This window comes from Maribacter polysiphoniae (assembly GCF_003148665.1).
In the GTDB taxonomy this organism is placed as follows: Bacteria; Bacteroidota; Bacteroidia; order Flavobacteriales; family Flavobacteriaceae; genus Maribacter_A; species Maribacter_A polysiphoniae.
Genome location: NZ_QGGQ01000009.1, coordinates 76510 through 93790 on the forward strand (window position 1 = coordinate 76510; position 17281 = coordinate 93790).

General features: G+C 41.9%; 14 protein-coding genes. 7 read left to right on the forward strand and 7 right to left on the reverse strand.

What is annotated here, in order from left to right; all coding sequences use genetic code 11:
- Positions 1-10 precede the first annotated feature (10 nt).
- Genes LX92_RS16400 through acs form a run of 4 tightly spaced genes read left to right on the forward strand, consistent with a single transcriptional unit; the run spans position 11 to position 4458 of the window.
- A complete protein-coding gene (locus LX92_RS16400) occupies positions 11-373 on the forward strand; it encodes a response regulator transcription factor (RefSeq protein WP_109653002.1) in 363 nt (120 codons plus the stop codon).
- Between the two features lie 51 nt (positions 374-424).
- The gene (locus LX92_RS16405) at positions 425-649 is read left to right on the forward strand and encodes a hypothetical protein (protein ID WP_109653004.1); all 225 of its coding nucleotides are present in this window, start codon (positions 425-427) and stop codon (positions 647-649) included.
- Positions 646-2538, forward strand: a complete 1893-nt coding sequence (locus tag LX92_RS16410; protein WP_109653006.1) for an acetate--CoA ligase — start codon at positions 646-648, stop codon at positions 2536-2538. Before LX92_RS16405 ends, LX92_RS16410 begins: the two co-directional genes overlap by 4 nt.
- A 12-nt stretch (positions 2539-2550) precedes the next feature.
- A complete protein-coding gene (gene acs, locus LX92_RS16415; RefSeq protein WP_109653007.1) occupies positions 2551-4458 on the forward strand; it encodes an acetate--CoA ligase in 1908 nt (635 codons plus the stop codon).
- Positions 4459-4540: 82 nt separating this feature from the next.
- Here the strand turns inward: acs and LX92_RS16420 are convergent, their stop codons facing one another.
- From LX92_RS16420 to LX92_RS16435, 4 genes are all read right to left on the reverse strand, one after another.
- A complete protein-coding gene (locus LX92_RS16420) occupies positions 4541-5758 on the reverse strand; it encodes a multidrug effflux MFS transporter (RefSeq protein WP_109653009.1) in 1218 nt (405 codons plus the stop codon).
- Positions 5759-5869: 111 nt separating this feature from the next.
- Positions 5870-7411, reverse strand: a complete 1542-nt coding sequence (locus LX92_RS16425) for an acyl-CoA carboxylase subunit beta (protein ID WP_109653011.1) — start codon at positions 7409-7411, stop codon at positions 5870-5872.
- Positions 7412-7414: 3 nt separating this feature from the next.
- Positions 7415-8857 (reverse strand): acetyl-CoA carboxylase biotin carboxylase subunit, encoded by a 1443-nt coding sequence (gene accC, locus LX92_RS16430; protein ID WP_109653013.1) that lies wholly within the window; start codon positions 8855-8857, stop codon positions 7415-7417.
- An 81-nt stretch (positions 8858-8938) separates the two neighbouring features.
- Entirely contained in the window at positions 8939-9424 is a 486-nt protein-coding gene (locus LX92_RS16435; protein WP_109653211.1) for an acetyl-CoA carboxylase biotin carboxyl carrier protein subunit, read from the reverse strand.
- Between the two features lie 485 nt (positions 9425-9909).
- On the opposite strand from LX92_RS16435, the gene meaB reads away from it, so the two are divergent.
- The 3 genes from meaB (at position 9910) to LX92_RS16450 (ending at position 13808) form a co-directional block, all read left to right on the forward strand.
- On the forward strand, positions 9910-10914 hold the full coding sequence (meaB, locus tag LX92_RS16440; RefSeq protein ID WP_109653015.1) for a methylmalonyl Co-A mutase-associated GTPase MeaB: 1005 nt from the start codon (positions 9910-9912) through the stop codon (positions 10912-10914).
- 47 nt (positions 10915-10961) lie between these two features.
- The gene (locus LX92_RS16445) at positions 10962-12062 is read left to right on the forward strand and encodes a glycoside hydrolase family 76 protein (RefSeq protein WP_170117877.1); all 1101 of its coding nucleotides are present in this window, start codon (positions 10962-10964) and stop codon (positions 12060-12062) included.
- Positions 12063-12218: 156 nt separating this feature from the next.
- Positions 12219-13808, forward strand: coding sequence for an aspartate:alanine exchanger family transporter (locus LX92_RS16450; protein ID WP_109653019.1), 1590 nt, complete (start codon positions 12219-12221; stop codon positions 13806-13808).
- A gap of 227 nt (positions 13809-14035) precedes the next feature.
- Here LX92_RS16450 and LX92_RS16455 read toward each other — a convergent pair whose 3' ends face one another.
- The 3 genes from LX92_RS16455 to scpA form a co-directional block, all read right to left on the reverse strand.
- Positions 14036-14278: a cysteine-rich CWC family protein gene (locus LX92_RS16455; RefSeq protein ID WP_109653021.1), complete on the reverse strand. Its 243-nt coding sequence runs from the start codon at positions 14276-14278 to the stop codon at positions 14036-14038.
- The gene (locus tag LX92_RS16460; RefSeq protein ID WP_109653023.1) at positions 14271-14975 is read right to left on the reverse strand and encodes a Dph6-related ATP pyrophosphatase; all 705 of its coding nucleotides are present in this window, start codon (positions 14973-14975) and stop codon (positions 14271-14273) included. The genes LX92_RS16455 and LX92_RS16460 overlap by 8 nt, the downstream gene beginning before the upstream one ends.
- Positions 14976-15150: 175 nt before the next feature.
- Positions 15151-17280 (reverse strand): methylmalonyl-CoA mutase, encoded by a 2130-nt coding sequence (gene scpA, locus LX92_RS16465; protein ID WP_109653025.1) that lies wholly within the window; start codon positions 17278-17280, stop codon positions 15151-15153.
- Between the last annotated feature and the right edge of the window lies 1 nt (position 17281).

Sequence of the window (17281 nt, forward strand, 5' to 3'; positions counted from 1 at the left end):
GCTATTGAAAATGAAAAAGATATTGATCGTCGATGACGAGCCAAATATTGTGATGACATTGGAATACGCTTTCAAGAAAAAAGACTTTGAAGTGTATATAGCCAGGGATGGTGGTGAAGCCATGCATATTCTGGAAACAAGCATTCCCGATGTGGTTCTGTTGGACATAATGATGCCGAACGTGGATGGTTACCAAACGTTGGAGCATATCAAAAAAAACGACGCCCTCAAGAACACAAAAGTGGTGTTCCTGACAGCAAAAAATAAAATTTCAGATATTGAAAAAGGTCTAAAACTTGGAGCTGACAAATATTTAACCAAGCCGTTTTCAATTAAAAAAATAGTTTCAGAGATACTTGGACTACTTAATTAACCATTGGTTTTGTGTGCAAACAACACCTATGTCTAATTAATGTAAGTTAAAATGAAATTACGTCTCAACCCTTTGGCATCGGATATCTTTATCTGTGTATATGCCATCGTATCCCTTTACCTGCGTTTTAAATATGAAAGTGAAACAACAATCAGTCCAATGAACTCCATTGTCATGGGCATTTGTTTTGTGGTTATACTGTGGGTATTGATCAAATTAAAGGTACTTAACCCAAATTGGTTTGGACTGTTCAACCCAAAAAAAACCAAGTCATGAATTATCAGGAATTCTACAAACAGAGCATTGGGAATCCAGAGTTATTCTGGAAAAACCAAGCCGAGAACCTTCATTGGTATCAGGCTCCCGAACACATACTTTCAAAGGATGACGATGGGTATCCGCAATGGTTCGCCGATGGCAAGTTGAATTTGAGTTATCTCTGCATAGACAAACATATCGAAGATGGATATGGACGCCAGAATGCCGTAATCTATGATTCACCGGTCACAAATACCAAAGAGATAATCACCTATAATCGTCTTCACAAGGAAGTTTCAAGACTCGCCGGAGCCTTAAAGGATTTAGGACTCGAAAAGGGGGATACCGCCATAATCTATATGCCCATGATACCCCAAGCCCTTTATGCCATGTTGGCTTGCGCAAGAATCGGTGTTATACATTCTGTGGTATTTGGTGGATTTGCCCCCCATGAATTGGCCATTAGAATAGATGATTGCACACCAAAGGTCATCATTACCGCCTCCAGTGGTATCGAAATCGACCGGATCATACCCTACAAACCTTATGTTGACGAAGCCATAGAGATGGCCGCGCACAAACCAGATAAGGTCATTCTTTTCCAAAGACATTTAGGGGCCGATACCCCAGGGAAACCCTATGATATCGACTATCTGGAGGCCGTTAAGAATGCCTCCCCAGCAGAACCCTTGGCGGTTGAGGCCACCCATCCCTCATATATTCTATACACCTCGGGCACCACAGGCAAACCCAAAGGAATCATTAGGGACACAGGAGGGTATGCGACTGCGCTCAAATTCTCAATGAAATATGTGTATGGGGTAGATCCCGGGGATGTGTTTTGGGCGGCCAGTGACGTGGGCTGGGTCGTAGGACATAGTTATATCGTTTATGGACCATTGATCAATAGGAACACCACCATTCTTTTTGAAGGTAAACCCATCAGGACCCCGGATGCCTCGACCTTTTGGAGGGTTATCAGTGAACATAGGGTAAAAGTAATGTTTACGGCACCCACCGCAATCAGGGCCATCAAGAAGGAAGATCCCAATGGGGAAATGATGGAAGGTTATGACCTTTCAAGCCTTAAGTTCCAATTTTTAGCTGGGGAACGCTGTGATGCATCCACCTTAAAATGGACGGAGGAAAAATTGAAGGTACCCGTCATCGACCATTGGTGGCAAACAGAATCCGGATGGCCCATGTTGGCAAATATGGCCGGGGTGGAATTGGCCAAGGTAAAACCAGGCTCCGCCACCTTTCCTGTCTGTGGATATAATATTCAAATATTGAATAATGACGGAGAAGTTCTAGGAGCAGGCTCAGAAGGTTTCGTGACAGTGAAATTGCCTTTACCACCAGGGAACCTGAAGAATATTTGGAAAAATCCGGAAAGATTCAAAGCAGGATATTTAGCACGTTTTCCCGGTTATTATTTTTCAGGTGATGGCGGTTATAGGGATGCGGATGGATATGTTTATATCACCGGAAGGGTCGATGATGTCATCAATGTGGCAGGACATCGGTTATCCACTGCTGAAATGGAAGAAATCGTCGCTTCCCATCCGGCTGTGGCCGAATGTGCCGTAATCGGGATCAATGATGACCTCAAAGGCCAGATTCCCTTAGCCTTGGCCGTGACCAAATCCGGAAATGAAATCGCTGAATCGGTCATCCAAAGTGAGGTCATCAAGGAAGTTAGAAATCAAATTGGACCGGTTGCCTCATTAAAACAAGTGATTTTGGTAAATCGATTGCCCAAAACACGTTCTGGAAAAATTCTACGTAAATTGTTACGTAGTATAGCGGACAATGACGACTATAAAATACCATCAACAATTGATGACCCAAAAATAATAGATGAAATAGAGAACGTTTACAAAACGCATAAAGTAGGATCAAACTAAAAACAAAGACTAATGAGTAATTATCACATTAAACACCTAGAGGAATATTATCAAGTTTATAGAAAATCCGTTCGTAACCCCGAGAGCTTTTGGGAAGAAATCGCAGAGGAACATTTCATCTGGCGTAAGAAATGGGACACCGTATTGGAATGGGATTTTTCCAAACCAGAGGTTAAATGGTTTCAAGGTGCACAATTGAATATTACCGATAACTGTATCGATCGGCATTTGGCTACCCGTAGAAACAAGACCGCCATCCTTTTTGAACCCAACAACCCTAAGGAAGAGGCACAGCATATCACCTACGGACAGTTACATGAAAGGGTTTGCAAATTGGCCAATGTACTCAAAGACAATGGTATAAAAAAAGGAGATCGTGTTTGTATTTACTTGCCCATGATCCCTGAACTCACCTATGCCGTTCTTGCCTGTGCCCGTATTGGGGCAATCCATTCCGTTGTCTTTGCAGGTTTCTCCTCAAATGCAATTGCTTCCAGGATCAATGATTCCGATTGTAAAATGGTGATAACATCGGACGGTTCTTATCGTGGAAACAAATCAATCGATCTTAAGGGAATCGTGGATAAAGCCTTGGAAGAATGCCCTGGTGTACAAACCGTATTAGTGGCCAAAAGAATCCAAAGTGACATTGAGATGGTTGAAGGCAGGGATAAATGGCTGGCCCCTTTGATGGATGGGGCCTATGGCGATTGCGAGGCAGAGACCATGAATGCCGAGGATCCGTTGTTCATTCTTTATACTTCAGGATCCACAGGAAAACCAAAGGGAATGGTTCATACCTGTGGGGGTTATATGGTTTATACCGCCTACACGTTTAAAAATATATTCCAATATCGCGAAGAAGATGTTTTCTGGTGTACGGCCGATATTGGTTGGATTACGGGACACTCGTATATCGTATACGGACCCTTGGCCAATGGTGCAACTTCAATAATGTTCGAAGGTGTTCCCTCCTACCCTGATTTTAGTCGTTTTTGGGAAGTGATCGAAAAACACAAGGTGAATCAGTTTTATACGGCACCTACCGCTATCCGGGCTTTGGCAAAGGAAAATTTGGATTATCTAGAAAAACATGACCTATCATCCTTAAAAGTCCTCGGTTCGGTGGGTGAACCCATTAATGAGGAAGCTTGGCACTGGTATAACAATAATGTTGGTAAGAAAAAGAGTCCGATTGTAGATACTTGGTGGCAAACTGAGACGGGAGGCATAATGATTTCCCCTATCCCCTATGTTACCCCAACCACACCAACTTTTGCCACCTTACCCTTTATCGGGGTACAACCCGCATTAATGGATGAGGAAGGCAATGAGATCAAAGGCAACCAGGTAGAAGGACGGCTGTGTATTAAATTCCCATGGCCATCAATCGCGAGGACCATTTGGGGCAACCATGAGCGTTATCGGGACACCTACTTTTCGGCATACAAAAACATGTACTTTACAGGTGATGGCGCCAATAGGGATGCCGTAGGGTATTACAGGATTACAGGCCGTGTCGATGATGTGATTATCGTATCTGGACATAACTTGGGAACTGCCCCTATTGAAGATGCCATCAACGAGCACCAGGCTGTGGCAGAATCGGCAATCGTTGGATTCCCACATGACGTTAAAGGAAATGCCCTATATGGATATGTTATCCTAAAGGAAACCGGTGAAAGTCGTGATAGGGATAACGTTCGCAAGGAAATCAATCAACAGATTACCGAACTTATTGGCCCTATAGCCAAATTGGATAAAATTCAATTTGTGTCCGGACTACCAAAAACAAGAAGCGGTAAGATCATGAGAAGGATTTTACGTAAAATCGCCAGTAAGGACACCTCCAACCTTGGGGATACCAGTACCTTATTGAATCCAGAAGTCGTTAAGGAAATCATGGATAACGTTCTATAGTACCCTTAACCGAAGATCGTAAAAACATGAAACCGTTCTTAAGGTATCCCTTAGGAACGGTTTCTTTTATTGTAAACCAACGCTAAACCAAAAGTTTTGCGCGCTTGGAGATCTTTCTTCGCATTAGCAGAAAAATGACGAGGGATACCAATCCGCAAATAGCCAAGCCCACAAACATCGGCAATACGCTTTTCTGTATAAAACTACCTACATAGGCGGCAATGGGAATCGAAAACAATGTGGAAACAAAACCAGTGATGGCTGCACCGATACCGGCAATATGCCCTATGGGTTCCATGGCAATGGATCTAAAATTACCCCACATAAAGCCCAAGCAAAAAAACTGGGCAGAAAGAAAGCTGACCAGTACCACTATATCCGGATTGTCCGCATTCCAAAACAATAGTACATACAATAGTGCAATACTACTGAACAACGAAAGGGCTGTCAATGACAATTTACGCATACCAAATTTCAACACCAAAGTACCATTCAAAAAGGTAGACAACCCTATGGAGACTGACAAACCTGCAAAAATAAAGGGAAAAGTATCCTTAAGTCCATAAATATCCTCGAATATATGCTGTGACGCACTGAGGTAAACCAGGAAAGAGCCCGTAATCAATCCAGAAATCATAGTGAATGCCATGGTCTCCTTATACTTGAGCAATTCCTTTAGACCATCAACAAAAATATGGCTCGAAAATGGAATTTTATATTCAGGATGAAGGGTTTCCGGTTGTCGTTTCCAAAACCATATACACACAACCAAAGCAAGGATCAATTGTAAATAGAAAATGGCTTTCCAGCCAAAAGCATCCATTACACCTTTTCCGATAGCTGGTGCCACAACGGGCACCATAATAAAAAAGGCTGTGACAAATGACATAACCTTGGCCATATAATCCCCCTTATAAGTGTCCCTGATAATCGCTACGCATATGGTTCTAGCCGCCGATAATCCTATGCCTTGGAATATCCTTCCCACAATCATCCATTCCAAGGAAGGGGCAAACAGGCATACAACACTGGCCAAGGCAAAAACCGAGAATCCCGAATAGACCATTGGCTTTCTGCCAAACGTATCCGATAAAGGTCCAAAAAACAATTGACCGATACCCAACCCTAAAAAAATCATGGTGATCAATAATTGATGATCGGTAGCATCGAAACTATTTATGGACACACCAATCTCGGAAAGTGCTGGTAACAAAGCATCAATGGCCAATGCCGCAATGGACATCAATGCCGCCATAAGGGCAACAAATTCAAAATTGGGTTTTACTTTCTCATTTTGCATCTGGCAAAGGTAGCCATATCCCCATTAATTGATTATTAATAAAAAATCAAATTCGCAAACGAAAAAACCCTCGATTGGGATATGAACCCGTAATGCATATGTCCAAACCGGTTATAAAGGTATGTTACCGTGTTTCCTATCGGGGCGGATTACCTCTTTTCCCTCTAACATGCTAAAGGTCTTGATCAATTTTCGCCTCGTGTTTTCAGGACGTATCACCTCATCGATAAAACCCCTTCTTGCCGCCCTGTAGGGGTGGGCAAACTTCTCGGCATATTCGGCTTCCTTTTCCGCCAACTTGGCCGTAGGATCATCGGCTTCCGTAATTTCCCTTTTAAAAATAATCTCACTGGCCCCTTTGGCTCCCATTACCGCAATTTCGGCGGAGGGCCAAGCGTAATTGAAATCGGCGCCTATATGTTTCGAATTCATTACGTCATAGGCCCCACCATAGGCTTTTCTTGTAATGACCGTAACCCGGGGTACGGTAGCTTCACTAAGCGCATATAATAATTTTGCCCCATGTACGATGATTCCATTCCATTCTTGATCGGTTCCCGGTAAGAAACCAGGTACATCGACCAAAACCAAAAGCGGAATATTGAACGCATCGCAAAAACGCGTGAAACGCGCTGCCTTAATAGAGCTTTTTACCCCTAAAACCCCGGCGAGAAACATGGGTTGGTTGGCGATTATGCCAATACTCCTACCCCCTAACCTTGCAAAACCCACAATGATGTTCTCTGCAAAATCCTTGTGGATCTCAAAGAAGGTATCCTCGTCAATAATCCCTTTTATGACCTCATGCATATCATAAGGTTTATTGGGGTTTTCAGGAATAATATCCTTTAGGACATCGCGAACCTCTTCCTTAAACTCAAATGGTAACTTTTGGCTGGTTTCCTTATTGTTCTGGGGAAGATAACCCAACAATTTTTTTAGGTCCTCCATACATTCAATATCGTTGGCCGAAGTACAATGGGCCACACCCGATTTTGAGGCATGGGTATTGGCCCCACCCAATTCTTCGGAAGTCACCTCTTCATTGGTCACCGTTTTTACCACATTCGGACCTGTAACGAACATATAACTTGTTTCTTCGACCATTAAAGTGAAATCGGTCATTGCGGGTGAATAAACGGCACCGCCGGCACATGGCCCCATGATCGCCGATAATTGGGGGATTACCCCGGAGGCCTGTACGTTTCTGTAAAAAATATCGGCATAACCGCCCAAGGAACGGACCCCTTCCTGAATTCGGGCTCCCCCGGAATCATTCAAACCGATTATGGGTGCCCCAACCTTTACTGCCAAATCCATCACCTTACATATCTTCTCTGCATGTGTCTCAGACAAGGCACCTCCAAAAATCGTAAAATCCTGGGCATATACATAAACCAATCGCCCATTAATGGTGCCATATCCTGTGACTACCCCATCCCCATAGTACATTTTCTTCTCCATGTTGAAATCGGTGGAGCGGTGTGTGACCAAAACCCCCATTTCCTCAAACGAACCTTCATCCAATAGATAATCGATTCTTTCCCTTGCGGTTAACTTCTTTTTGGCATGCTGTTTATCGATACGTCTTTTGCCTCCACCCTTATGGGCTAAAGCTACCCTTTCTTCTAATTTTTTCAATCTTGGATCCATAATTTATTGTCTTGGGGTTCTTAGGATTTTTTGGTCTTCCCTATATTTTTTCAAGGCGATGATCGCAGCTATTTTGGCCTCCTCATGGGTTTTTGCTTTGAGGACTTCGGGAGAATAATGATCCTTAACAAAATGGGTGTCAAATTTTCCTGTACGGAAAGCTTCATGCTCAAAAACGAATTTCCCAAAAGGCAAAGTCGTCTGGACCCCCCTAATGACATAATCGCTAATGGCTTTCAACATGATTTGAATCGCTTCATCCCGGGTTTCCCCATAAGCCACCAACTTAGAAAGCATGGGGTCGTAATAGATGGGCACATCCATCCCCTGTTCAAAACCATTATCAACACGAACCCCCTTGCCCGAAGGCAATTGATAGGTTTCCAATGTACCAATACTCGGTAAGAAATCATTCAAGGGATCTTCGGCATACACTCGAAGCTCAAGGGCATGTCCTTTTATTTTTAAATCTTCCTGCTTCATGGCCAACGCCTCTCCCCGGGCCACCCGTATCTGTAATTCCACCAAATCAACTCCGGAAATAAGCTCACTTACCGGGTGTTCTACCTGTAACCGAGTGTTCATTTCCAAGAAGTAGTAATTAAGGTCCGCATCCATCAGGAATTCAACGGTACCCGCCCCCAAATAATCACAGGCCTTGGCCACCTTGGTTGCCGCTACACCCATTTCTTCGCGAAGTTCAGGGGTTAAAATAGTCGAGGGAGCTTCCTCAATTACCTTTTGGTGTCTTCGTTGTACGCTACATTCCCGTTCAAAGAAGTGGAGAATATTACCGTGACTATCGGCCATTACCTGTATCTCTATATGCCTTGGGGAGGTCACATATTTTTCAATAAAAACAGAACCATCACCAAATGCTGAAGTGGCCTCACTAATAGCCCGTTTCATTTGCGCCTCAAGGTCTTTTTCCTTTTCCACCACCCGCATGCCCTTACCTCCTCCACCTGCAGAGGCCTTTATCAGCACAGGGAATCCGATTTCCTTAGCGATCTCCTTGGCCTTTTTAATATCGGTTATCGCTTCATCAATACCAGGGACCATCGGTATATTATACTTTTTAACAGCATCTTTCGCTGCCAATTTGCTTCCCATGATTCGGATAGCATTGGTTTTAGGACCAATGAATATCATTTTGTTCTTTTCGACTTCCTCTGCGAATTCGGCATTTTCACTCAAAAAACCGTAACCGGGATGTATGGCATCCACATGTAGCTTCTTAGCCACTTCGATGATCTTTGAAATTACAAGATAGGATTGGTTGGAAGGTGCTTCCCCGATGCAAGCCGCCTCATCGGCAAACTTCACATGGGGTGCGTTTCTATCTACCTTTGAATAAACCGCAACCGTTTTAATGCCCATTCGCTGAGCGGTTTTCATTACCCGTATGGCAATTTCCCCCCTATTGGCTATTAATATTTTTTTCATCTATTCCTTTTTCTATTTATTACCAGAAATAATTTGCCCTAGTGCTTACTGACAAAATTGTAGCATCATTGCACAACCTGTTTATTCAAACTCTATCAACAATTGTTTTTTCACAACGGCTTCCCCCTTATTTACAGAAATCGACTTTATGGTTCCCGTCCTAGGGGATGCAATGACATTTTCCATCTTCATGGCTTCCAATATCAATAAAGGCTCTTCCTCCTTTACCGTTTGCCCGATGGCCACATTAATCTCAAGAATAAGTCCGGGCATAGGGGCATATATTACGTCTATGTTCTTTGTAGAACCCAAGGAAAATCCCATTTCCTTGATCAAAAGATCCAAATCGTCGGAAATGACAGTCTCATAGGTACTGGTATTGACCTTTACGGTATATTTCTTTTTGTTAAAATCAGAAGCAAGGATCTCTGCTAAAAACGGTTTGTTCTCCTGTAAGATATGATAGGCTGTTTTTGAGGTTGGCAATGCATCCAAACTTGCAATATCCTGATCGGTAATATTGAAGGACAGGTCATGGTTTACATTTACCTTGAATTTTTTGTTCATGTATGGCATTGTTTAGAATTATCAGTATTGTTTTATCACTAAAGCTATCGATCCTAAAAACGTAATCGAGGGTTTCCGCTACCGATCCATATAGATAATTTCCTTTTCAGGGTACTGCCATTTATCCTAGGCTTGACTAAATCTATTTGGACTTCCAAAAATCATACATATTCCACAAGAACGAACCTAACAAGTATAAATATAAAAAAAGAAACAAAACATGAATTCTATCATTTTTTGATACTTAACGGCCTTATTTTTTTATGGAATACCAAAATGATCCCTAAAATTTTAAATTATCACAAATACAGTACCATCGAATCTGATAAATATGATTCTTAATTATGGTGCTTTTGGCTTTATGTTTACCTTTGCCCTTTCGATTTCACTAAGTTAAATCCTATTAAAAAATCCATCTTTTTTCATTAAAAAGAGCGGATTATTTATTTAAAATAAGTAGCTAATTTGATTTCATTCCACACTCCATGACAAACTACAAACCAAAGGGAAGATTAACGGCAAAAGAATATATTGATGGTATCTTAAAAGGGGACAGGGTTATCCTGTCGCGGGGAATTACCATCGTGGAAAGCAATCTTGAAAGTGATAAAATATTAGCCAAAGAGATCATCCAAGGCATTCTACCCCACTCGGGAAATTCGATACGGATCGGTATAACCGGTGTTCCTGGTGTTGGTAAGAGTACATTTATTGAAGCCTTTGGAATGTACCTTATCGGTAAAGGACATCGGGTAGGCATCTTATCGATTGACCCCAGTAGCCAACGATCAAAGGGCAGTATTCTTGGTGACAAAACACGGATGGAGGAATTGGCCAATAAGGAAGAGGCATTCATTCGTCCCTCAGCCACAGGGGATACCTTAGGCGGGGTGGCCAATAAAACAGGGGAATCCATGTTGTTGTGTGAAGCCGCCGGATACGATGTGATCTTGATTGAAACCGTAGGCGTTGGCCAATCTGAGACAGCAGTACATGGAATGACCGATTTCTTTTTACTTTTAATGTTATCCGGAGCAGGTGATGAACTGCAAGGAATTAAAAAAGGGATTATGGAAATGGCCGATATGGTGGTAATCAATAAAGCCGACGGTGACAACATTAAAAAAAGTGAAATTGCTAAGCGACAATACCAAAATGCCTTACATATATTCCCCATGGCCGATTCAGGTTGGAGTCCAGTCGTATCCACAGCATCTGCCGTAAAACATATTGGTATTGATAATGTATGGGAAGAAATTACAAAGTTTAAAAAACTAGTTGATGAAAATGGTTATTTTATTAAAAACCGAAACCACCAACAAATAAAATGGATGTACAACAATATCAATGAGGAATTGAAACAATTGTTCTATGGTTCCAAAAACATAGCCAATCAATTGGAAATTTTGGAGAAAGACATCATTTCTGCAAAAATTTCTCCGGTAAAGGCCGCACAAATCATTATTGAAGAGTTCAAAAAATCGTTATAATTACATTTCCAGGGTCGTGGGGCATTTGGAATTAAATAAGTTTTACTTTGAAGAAATCACTTCTTTTCCTTTTTTTAATCGTGGGTATACACATTCAATCTTATGGGCAATATACCCCAAAAGACCAAGCTGGGAAATTAATCCATTATCTAGACAACTGGTACAATGAGGATACCGGATTATGGGAAACCACTTCTTGGTGGAACGCGGCCAACATCCTAACTGCCCAAATAAACAACGCTAAGCTAACCCATGACCCCGACTTTAAAAAAAAGATCGCGGAAATTTTTGACAGGACCAAAGAATTCGAAGTTCCCGCCACGGAAAAAAAACCAGCCTGGATCTGTAAGAATTATATCAATGACTTCTATGACGATGAAGGTTGGTGGGCACTCGCCTGGTTGGATGCTTGGGAATATACGGGTGAACAACGGTATTTGGACATGGCCAATATCATTTTCGAGGACATCACAACCGGATGGAATGAAAACGGTGGCCTCTACTGGAAAAAAGGATTGGAGTTTAAAGGCTCTATTAGTAATGGACTCGCAATGACATTGGCCACTCGCTTACATTTGGCCGGTACCAAAACCGTCCATGGAAAGTCGGCCTTGTTATGGGCCACCTCCATTTGGGAATGGATGGTAGATTCCCGATTGATAAATTCAAATGGGAACATACAGGATGGGGTTCGTTTTAAAAACGGACAGGAATCCATTACGGAAAACGTATGGACCTATAATCAAGGTGTAGTGTTGACCGGCCTAGTCAATCTATATAAAATAACGGGGGAAAGCCACTATTTAAAAAGTGCCCATGACCTTGCTAAAGCAACGCTAAGGAACATGACGAATTCGAATATGGTCTTGGTGGAAAAGAGATGTGAACCCGATTCGTGTAGTTCGGATGCCAAACAATTCAAGGGTGTTTTTATGCGTCATCTCATGTACCTCAATGAAAATAGTCCCAAGAATACGTACAAAAAATTCATGTTAAAGAACACCTCGGCTATCTGGGATAAAAGTATGGCTGGGGGTACCAAGGCACCCGGAGTGGTGTGGAACATGCCTTCCGAAGCAAATGCGGCAACGGTTTCTTCCGCCCTTGACGCCTTTAATGCCACGCTATCACTAAAACAATCACCATAGGGGGCTTTTAGAAAGTCATTGACCTCTTATCATAATGTTATTAGTGAAGGGTTAAGAATCGTTTTACTGATTTAGTTTTTCAAGAAAAATAACAAATGTCAGTTTTGACAACCTATTTATAATTTACTTTTGTCACCCATTTTGAAATAAATCTCCATGTATTTTTTAGACACCACCTACCTCGTATTATTTATAATCATTTGTATTGGATTTATAATCGGTAACATAAAGATAAAGGGGATCTCGTTGGATATTTCCGCTATTATTTTTGTCGCCCTTCTTTTTGGCCATCTTGGGGTCTCCCTACCCAATATCCTACAGAAAATAGGACTGATTCTTTTTATTTATACCATAGGATTACAGGCGGGACCTGGATTTTTCGATTCATTTAGAAAAGATGGTAAAAATCTAATGATCATGGCCACAATCGTAATTATAACAGCTGCCTTATTGGCGCTAATTGCCATTATGTTTTTGGATATTGACAAATCAATTGCGATTGGTTTAATGGCCGGGGCGTTGACAAGTACACCAGGTTTGGCAACGGTGATCGATATTACACATTCGCCACTGGCATCAATCGGTTATGGTATTGCCTATCCATTTGGGGTCATCGGGGTTATTCTATTCGTGAAATTATTCCCTAAAATTTTAAGAATTAACCTTTCTAAGGAAGAAAAGGATTATGAAGCCAAAGCGCTTAGTCATTACGAACCGATAACAAGAGCCAACTTTTTGGTAGAACACGAAGGGGCAATCAACAAAACCATTGGGGAACTCAGGGTACGCTCAATGACCAAGGGTGTCATCTCAAGGGTTATGCATAAAGGAAAGGCTTTTACCCCTAAAAAAGACACCGTATTACATAAAGGTGATTTTGTACGGGTTGTGGGTACTGAAGAATCCCTAAGGCGGGCCGAATTACTAATAGGCCCTAAATCCGATGTTGAAATCGCATTTGGGGAACAATATGTGTCCCAATCGTATTTGATGACCCGAACTGAATTGGTGAATAAATCATTAGGGGAATTAAACCTAAGGGAAAATTTCAATGCAACCATAACACGAATCCGAAGAAGTGGTATTGACCTATCCCCAAACTCTACCCTAAAACTCCAGATTGGGGACAAATTGGTAATCTCTAGTGAAAAGGACAATGTTTCCCAAATATCGAAATTGATCGGTAATAACAAAAGTGAGCTTTCCGACACCAACTTTTTCCCTTTGGCATTGGGTATTGTTATCGGAATTTTGGTCGGAGGCGTATCCATCAATTTTGGTGACACCTTCAGTTTTAATCTGGGTCTTACCGGAGGGGTATTGATCGTTGCCATGGTTTTGGGCCGTATTGGTAAAACCGGTAATATATTATGGATGATGAGTGGAAATGCCAATCAGTTATTAAGGCAATTCGGCTTAATGCTTTTCTTGGCCGTAGTAGGTACGGAAGCGGGTGCCACCTTGGTGGAAACCTATTCGCAATATGGTATCAAACTGTTCTTGGTGGGCGGTGTAATGACTTTCCTACCCATGCTGATCGCCGCCATTATTGCCCGGTTGTTTTTTAAAATCAATGCCTTGACCTTATTGGGAACCTTAACTGGATCAATGACCAGTACACCTGGTTTGGCCGCAGTGGATACCATGACCACAACCGATGCCCCATCAATTGCATACGCTACGGTTTACCCCATAGCTATGGTTCTATTGATTATTTGTACACAGCTTTTGGGCTTGTTGTTTTAAGTAATGGGGATTGATTCCAAACACTGGGAATGGAAGTTCTATGATTAACAAAAAATGGGCATAAGGCGTAAGAACCCGTTCTAACGGATGGACCCCAATTTCGATGTAAAAAAGTCCACAGGAACAATATCACGACAACCAAGCATTAATATATCTATGGATTTTCAGCAGATACTTACCCCACAGGTATTATCGTCGTTTTTAGTTGCTATAAATATCTGGAAAGGTTACAAGCCCTTTGATTTACCTGCTAATTTATCGATTTTATCCTTTAAAAGGTTGTTATGGTATTCCGCCTTGACGGCCTGCATACAAGGGGCACAAAGACAATCGGAAAACTGTTCCCTCATATAAGTACGTTCTTCCTCATTGAGGGTTACCGTAGTACATTGGCATAATAATATAGAGCCTACTTTGCATTCGAAGACCGTATTACATCGTGGGCAATTCTTTTCCTCGTGTTTATTCATCTTTGTTTATCGGTAATAAATCACAGAACCAAAATCCGTTAGTTGTTTCCCCATTCTTATATTCCCTATACACTTTTTCCCCTATGGTAAATTGAACGGGCCGTTCAAAATAAGGAGCATCAAAACAAAAGGTATGGAATTCCCCATTTTCACCACAGGGATCCACCCCTTCAGGCAAATCGTTTATAAAATCCTCATCAATTATCCTTCCCGCAAAGGAAGCATCGAGTAAATCGGCATTGACACAAACCACAATAGTCTTAAAACCCTTATCCAAGAATTCGCGGATCAATTGGCCAGTGTCCTTTTTCCATAGTGGGAAAACGGTTTTTACCCCCACCTTATCCAACTGCTCTTCCCGATACGTCCTTAGGTCATCCAAAAAAATATCACCAAAGGCAGCATATTCAAAGCCATCGGTCTTCAATTGCCTTACCGTTCTTCCCATCAGCTCCTCATAATCATTGTTTGAAGGGGTTTCGGGTAATGCTACGACGCCATTGGCAATACCAATGACCTGTAGTTGTTGTTCCAATAAATCCCTTCTTAGCCCATGCATGCTTACACGATTGTAATGTCCGTTCACCGTAGTAAGTATGTATCCCACTTCATAATTGGGGTCCTCAAGTAAATAGTACAACGCCAAGGCAGCATCCTTACCACTACTCCAATTTAAATACGTTTTTTGTTTCAACATTAGTAATTGGACTTAAATTATTTAGTCATAAATATTGGGCCACAAGCGTTACCTTGAATTACAAAGCCACTACCCAATATAAAATTGAATAGTGGCGTGTAAAATATATGTCAGCTTCAATGTTTGTTATGGGCCAAAGAACGCCTAAACAAACCCTTGTTTTAAGAACAAATTTCTATTGTTCTAGATATTTCTCCATAATGGTAATGGCTGATTCAGAAATAACGGTACCAGGACCAAAAATGGCAGCTACCTTTCTTTCCAATAAATAGTTATAATCCTGTTCGGGAATCACACCACCAGCAAATACCATGATATCTGGTCGGCCCAGTTTTTCCAACTCACCGATCAACTGTGGAATCAATGTTTTATGACCTGCTGCCAAACTGGAAGCCCCTACAAAGTGAACATCATTCTCTACAGCCTGTTTCGCAACCTCCTCTGGAGTTTGAAACAAAGAGCCCATATCTACATCAAAACCTAAATCGGCAAAACTAGAGGCAACCACTTTGGCTCCCCTATCATGACCATCCTGACCCATTTTAGCGATCATCACCCTTGGGCGGCGACCTTCTATTTCGGCAAACTTATCGGCCAATTTTTGCGCTTTTGCAAAAGTACTATCGTTATCCACTTCTTTACTATATACACCACTGATTAATCTAGTATCCGCTTTATGACGACCAAAATGAGCCTCTAAAGCATCTGAAATCTCACCTAAAGTAGCAAAATTCTCGGCAGCTTCCACGGCCAATTCCAGTAAATTACCTTTACCTGTCTCAGCACATTTCGATAATGCAGCAAGATTTTTATCCACAACGGTTTGATCTCTATTGGCACGAAGCTTTTTAAGACGTTCAATCTGTGAATCGCGAACAACGGAATTGTCAACCTCAAGAATCTCGATATTCGATTTCTCTTTGGTCCTGAATTTATTGACACCAACCAAGATATCCTGACCGGAATCCAATCGGGCCTGCTTACGGGCCGAGGCTTCCTCGATACGCATTTTAGGCACCCCGGTTTCTATGGCTTTGGCCATTCCACCAAGTTCTTCAACCTCTTCTATCAATTTCCAAGCTTTTTTGGCAATCTCCTGGGTTAGGTACTCAACATAGTAAGAACCGGCCCAAGGATCGACTGCTTTGGTCATCTGCGTTTCATCCTGGATATAAATCTGGGTATTACGTGCAATACGTGCAGAGAAATCGGTAGGCAAAGCAATTGCTTCATCCAACGCATTGGTATGCAAGGATTGTGTTCCTCCCAAGCCAGCAGCCATAGCTTCGATACAAGTACGGGCTACGTTGTTGAAAGGATCTTGCTCACTTAAACTCCATCCCGAAGTCTGACTATGCGTACGCAATGCCATTGACTTTGGATTTGTGGGGTTGAATGATTTTATGATTTTTGCCCAAAGCATACGTGCGGCACGCATTTTGGCGATTTCCATAAAATGATTCATCCCTACGGCCCAGAAGAAAGATAAACGAGGAGCAAACTCATCGATTTTCAAACCGGATTTCAATCCAGTCCTAATGTACTCCATACCATCCGCCAAAGTGTAAGCCAACTCAATATCGGCAGTTGCACCTGCTTCCTGCATGTGGTAACCACTAATTGAAATGGAATTGAATTTAGGCATATTCTTAGTGGTGTAATCAAAGATATCACCAATGATCTTCATTGAAGGTAATGGTGGGTAAATATATGTATTACGCACCATAAACTCTTTTAAGATATCATTTTGGATCGTTCCTGAAAGTTTATCCAAAGAAACCCCTTGTTTTCTCGCCGCGGCAATATAAAAAGCCATGATAGGCAATACCGCACCGTTCATTGTCATGGATACCGACATCTTATCCAAAGGAATCTGATCGAACAGGATCTCCATATCCAAAATGGAATCTATGGCAACCCCGGCCTTACCAACATCACCGGTTACACGAGGGTGATCGGAATCGTACCCACGGTGTGTGGCCAAATCAAATGCCACCGAAAGTCCCTTTTGACCTGCGGCCAAGTTTCTTCTGTAGAATGCGTTGGATTCCTCAGCAGTGGAGAAACCAGCATACTGACGGATTGTCCAAGGACGCATGGCATACATGGCACTATAGGGCCCCCTTAAAAAGGGTGGTACACCCGCTGCATATTTTAAATGTTCCGCATCCTTAATATCTTCGGCCGTAAATTGTTTTTTTACCGGTATTCCTTCAGGAGTATTCCACACTTCATGATTCTCTGAAGTTGCTGCCGTTTGTTTAACAGCAGAATTTAATTTTATATCTGAAAAATCTGGTTTCATA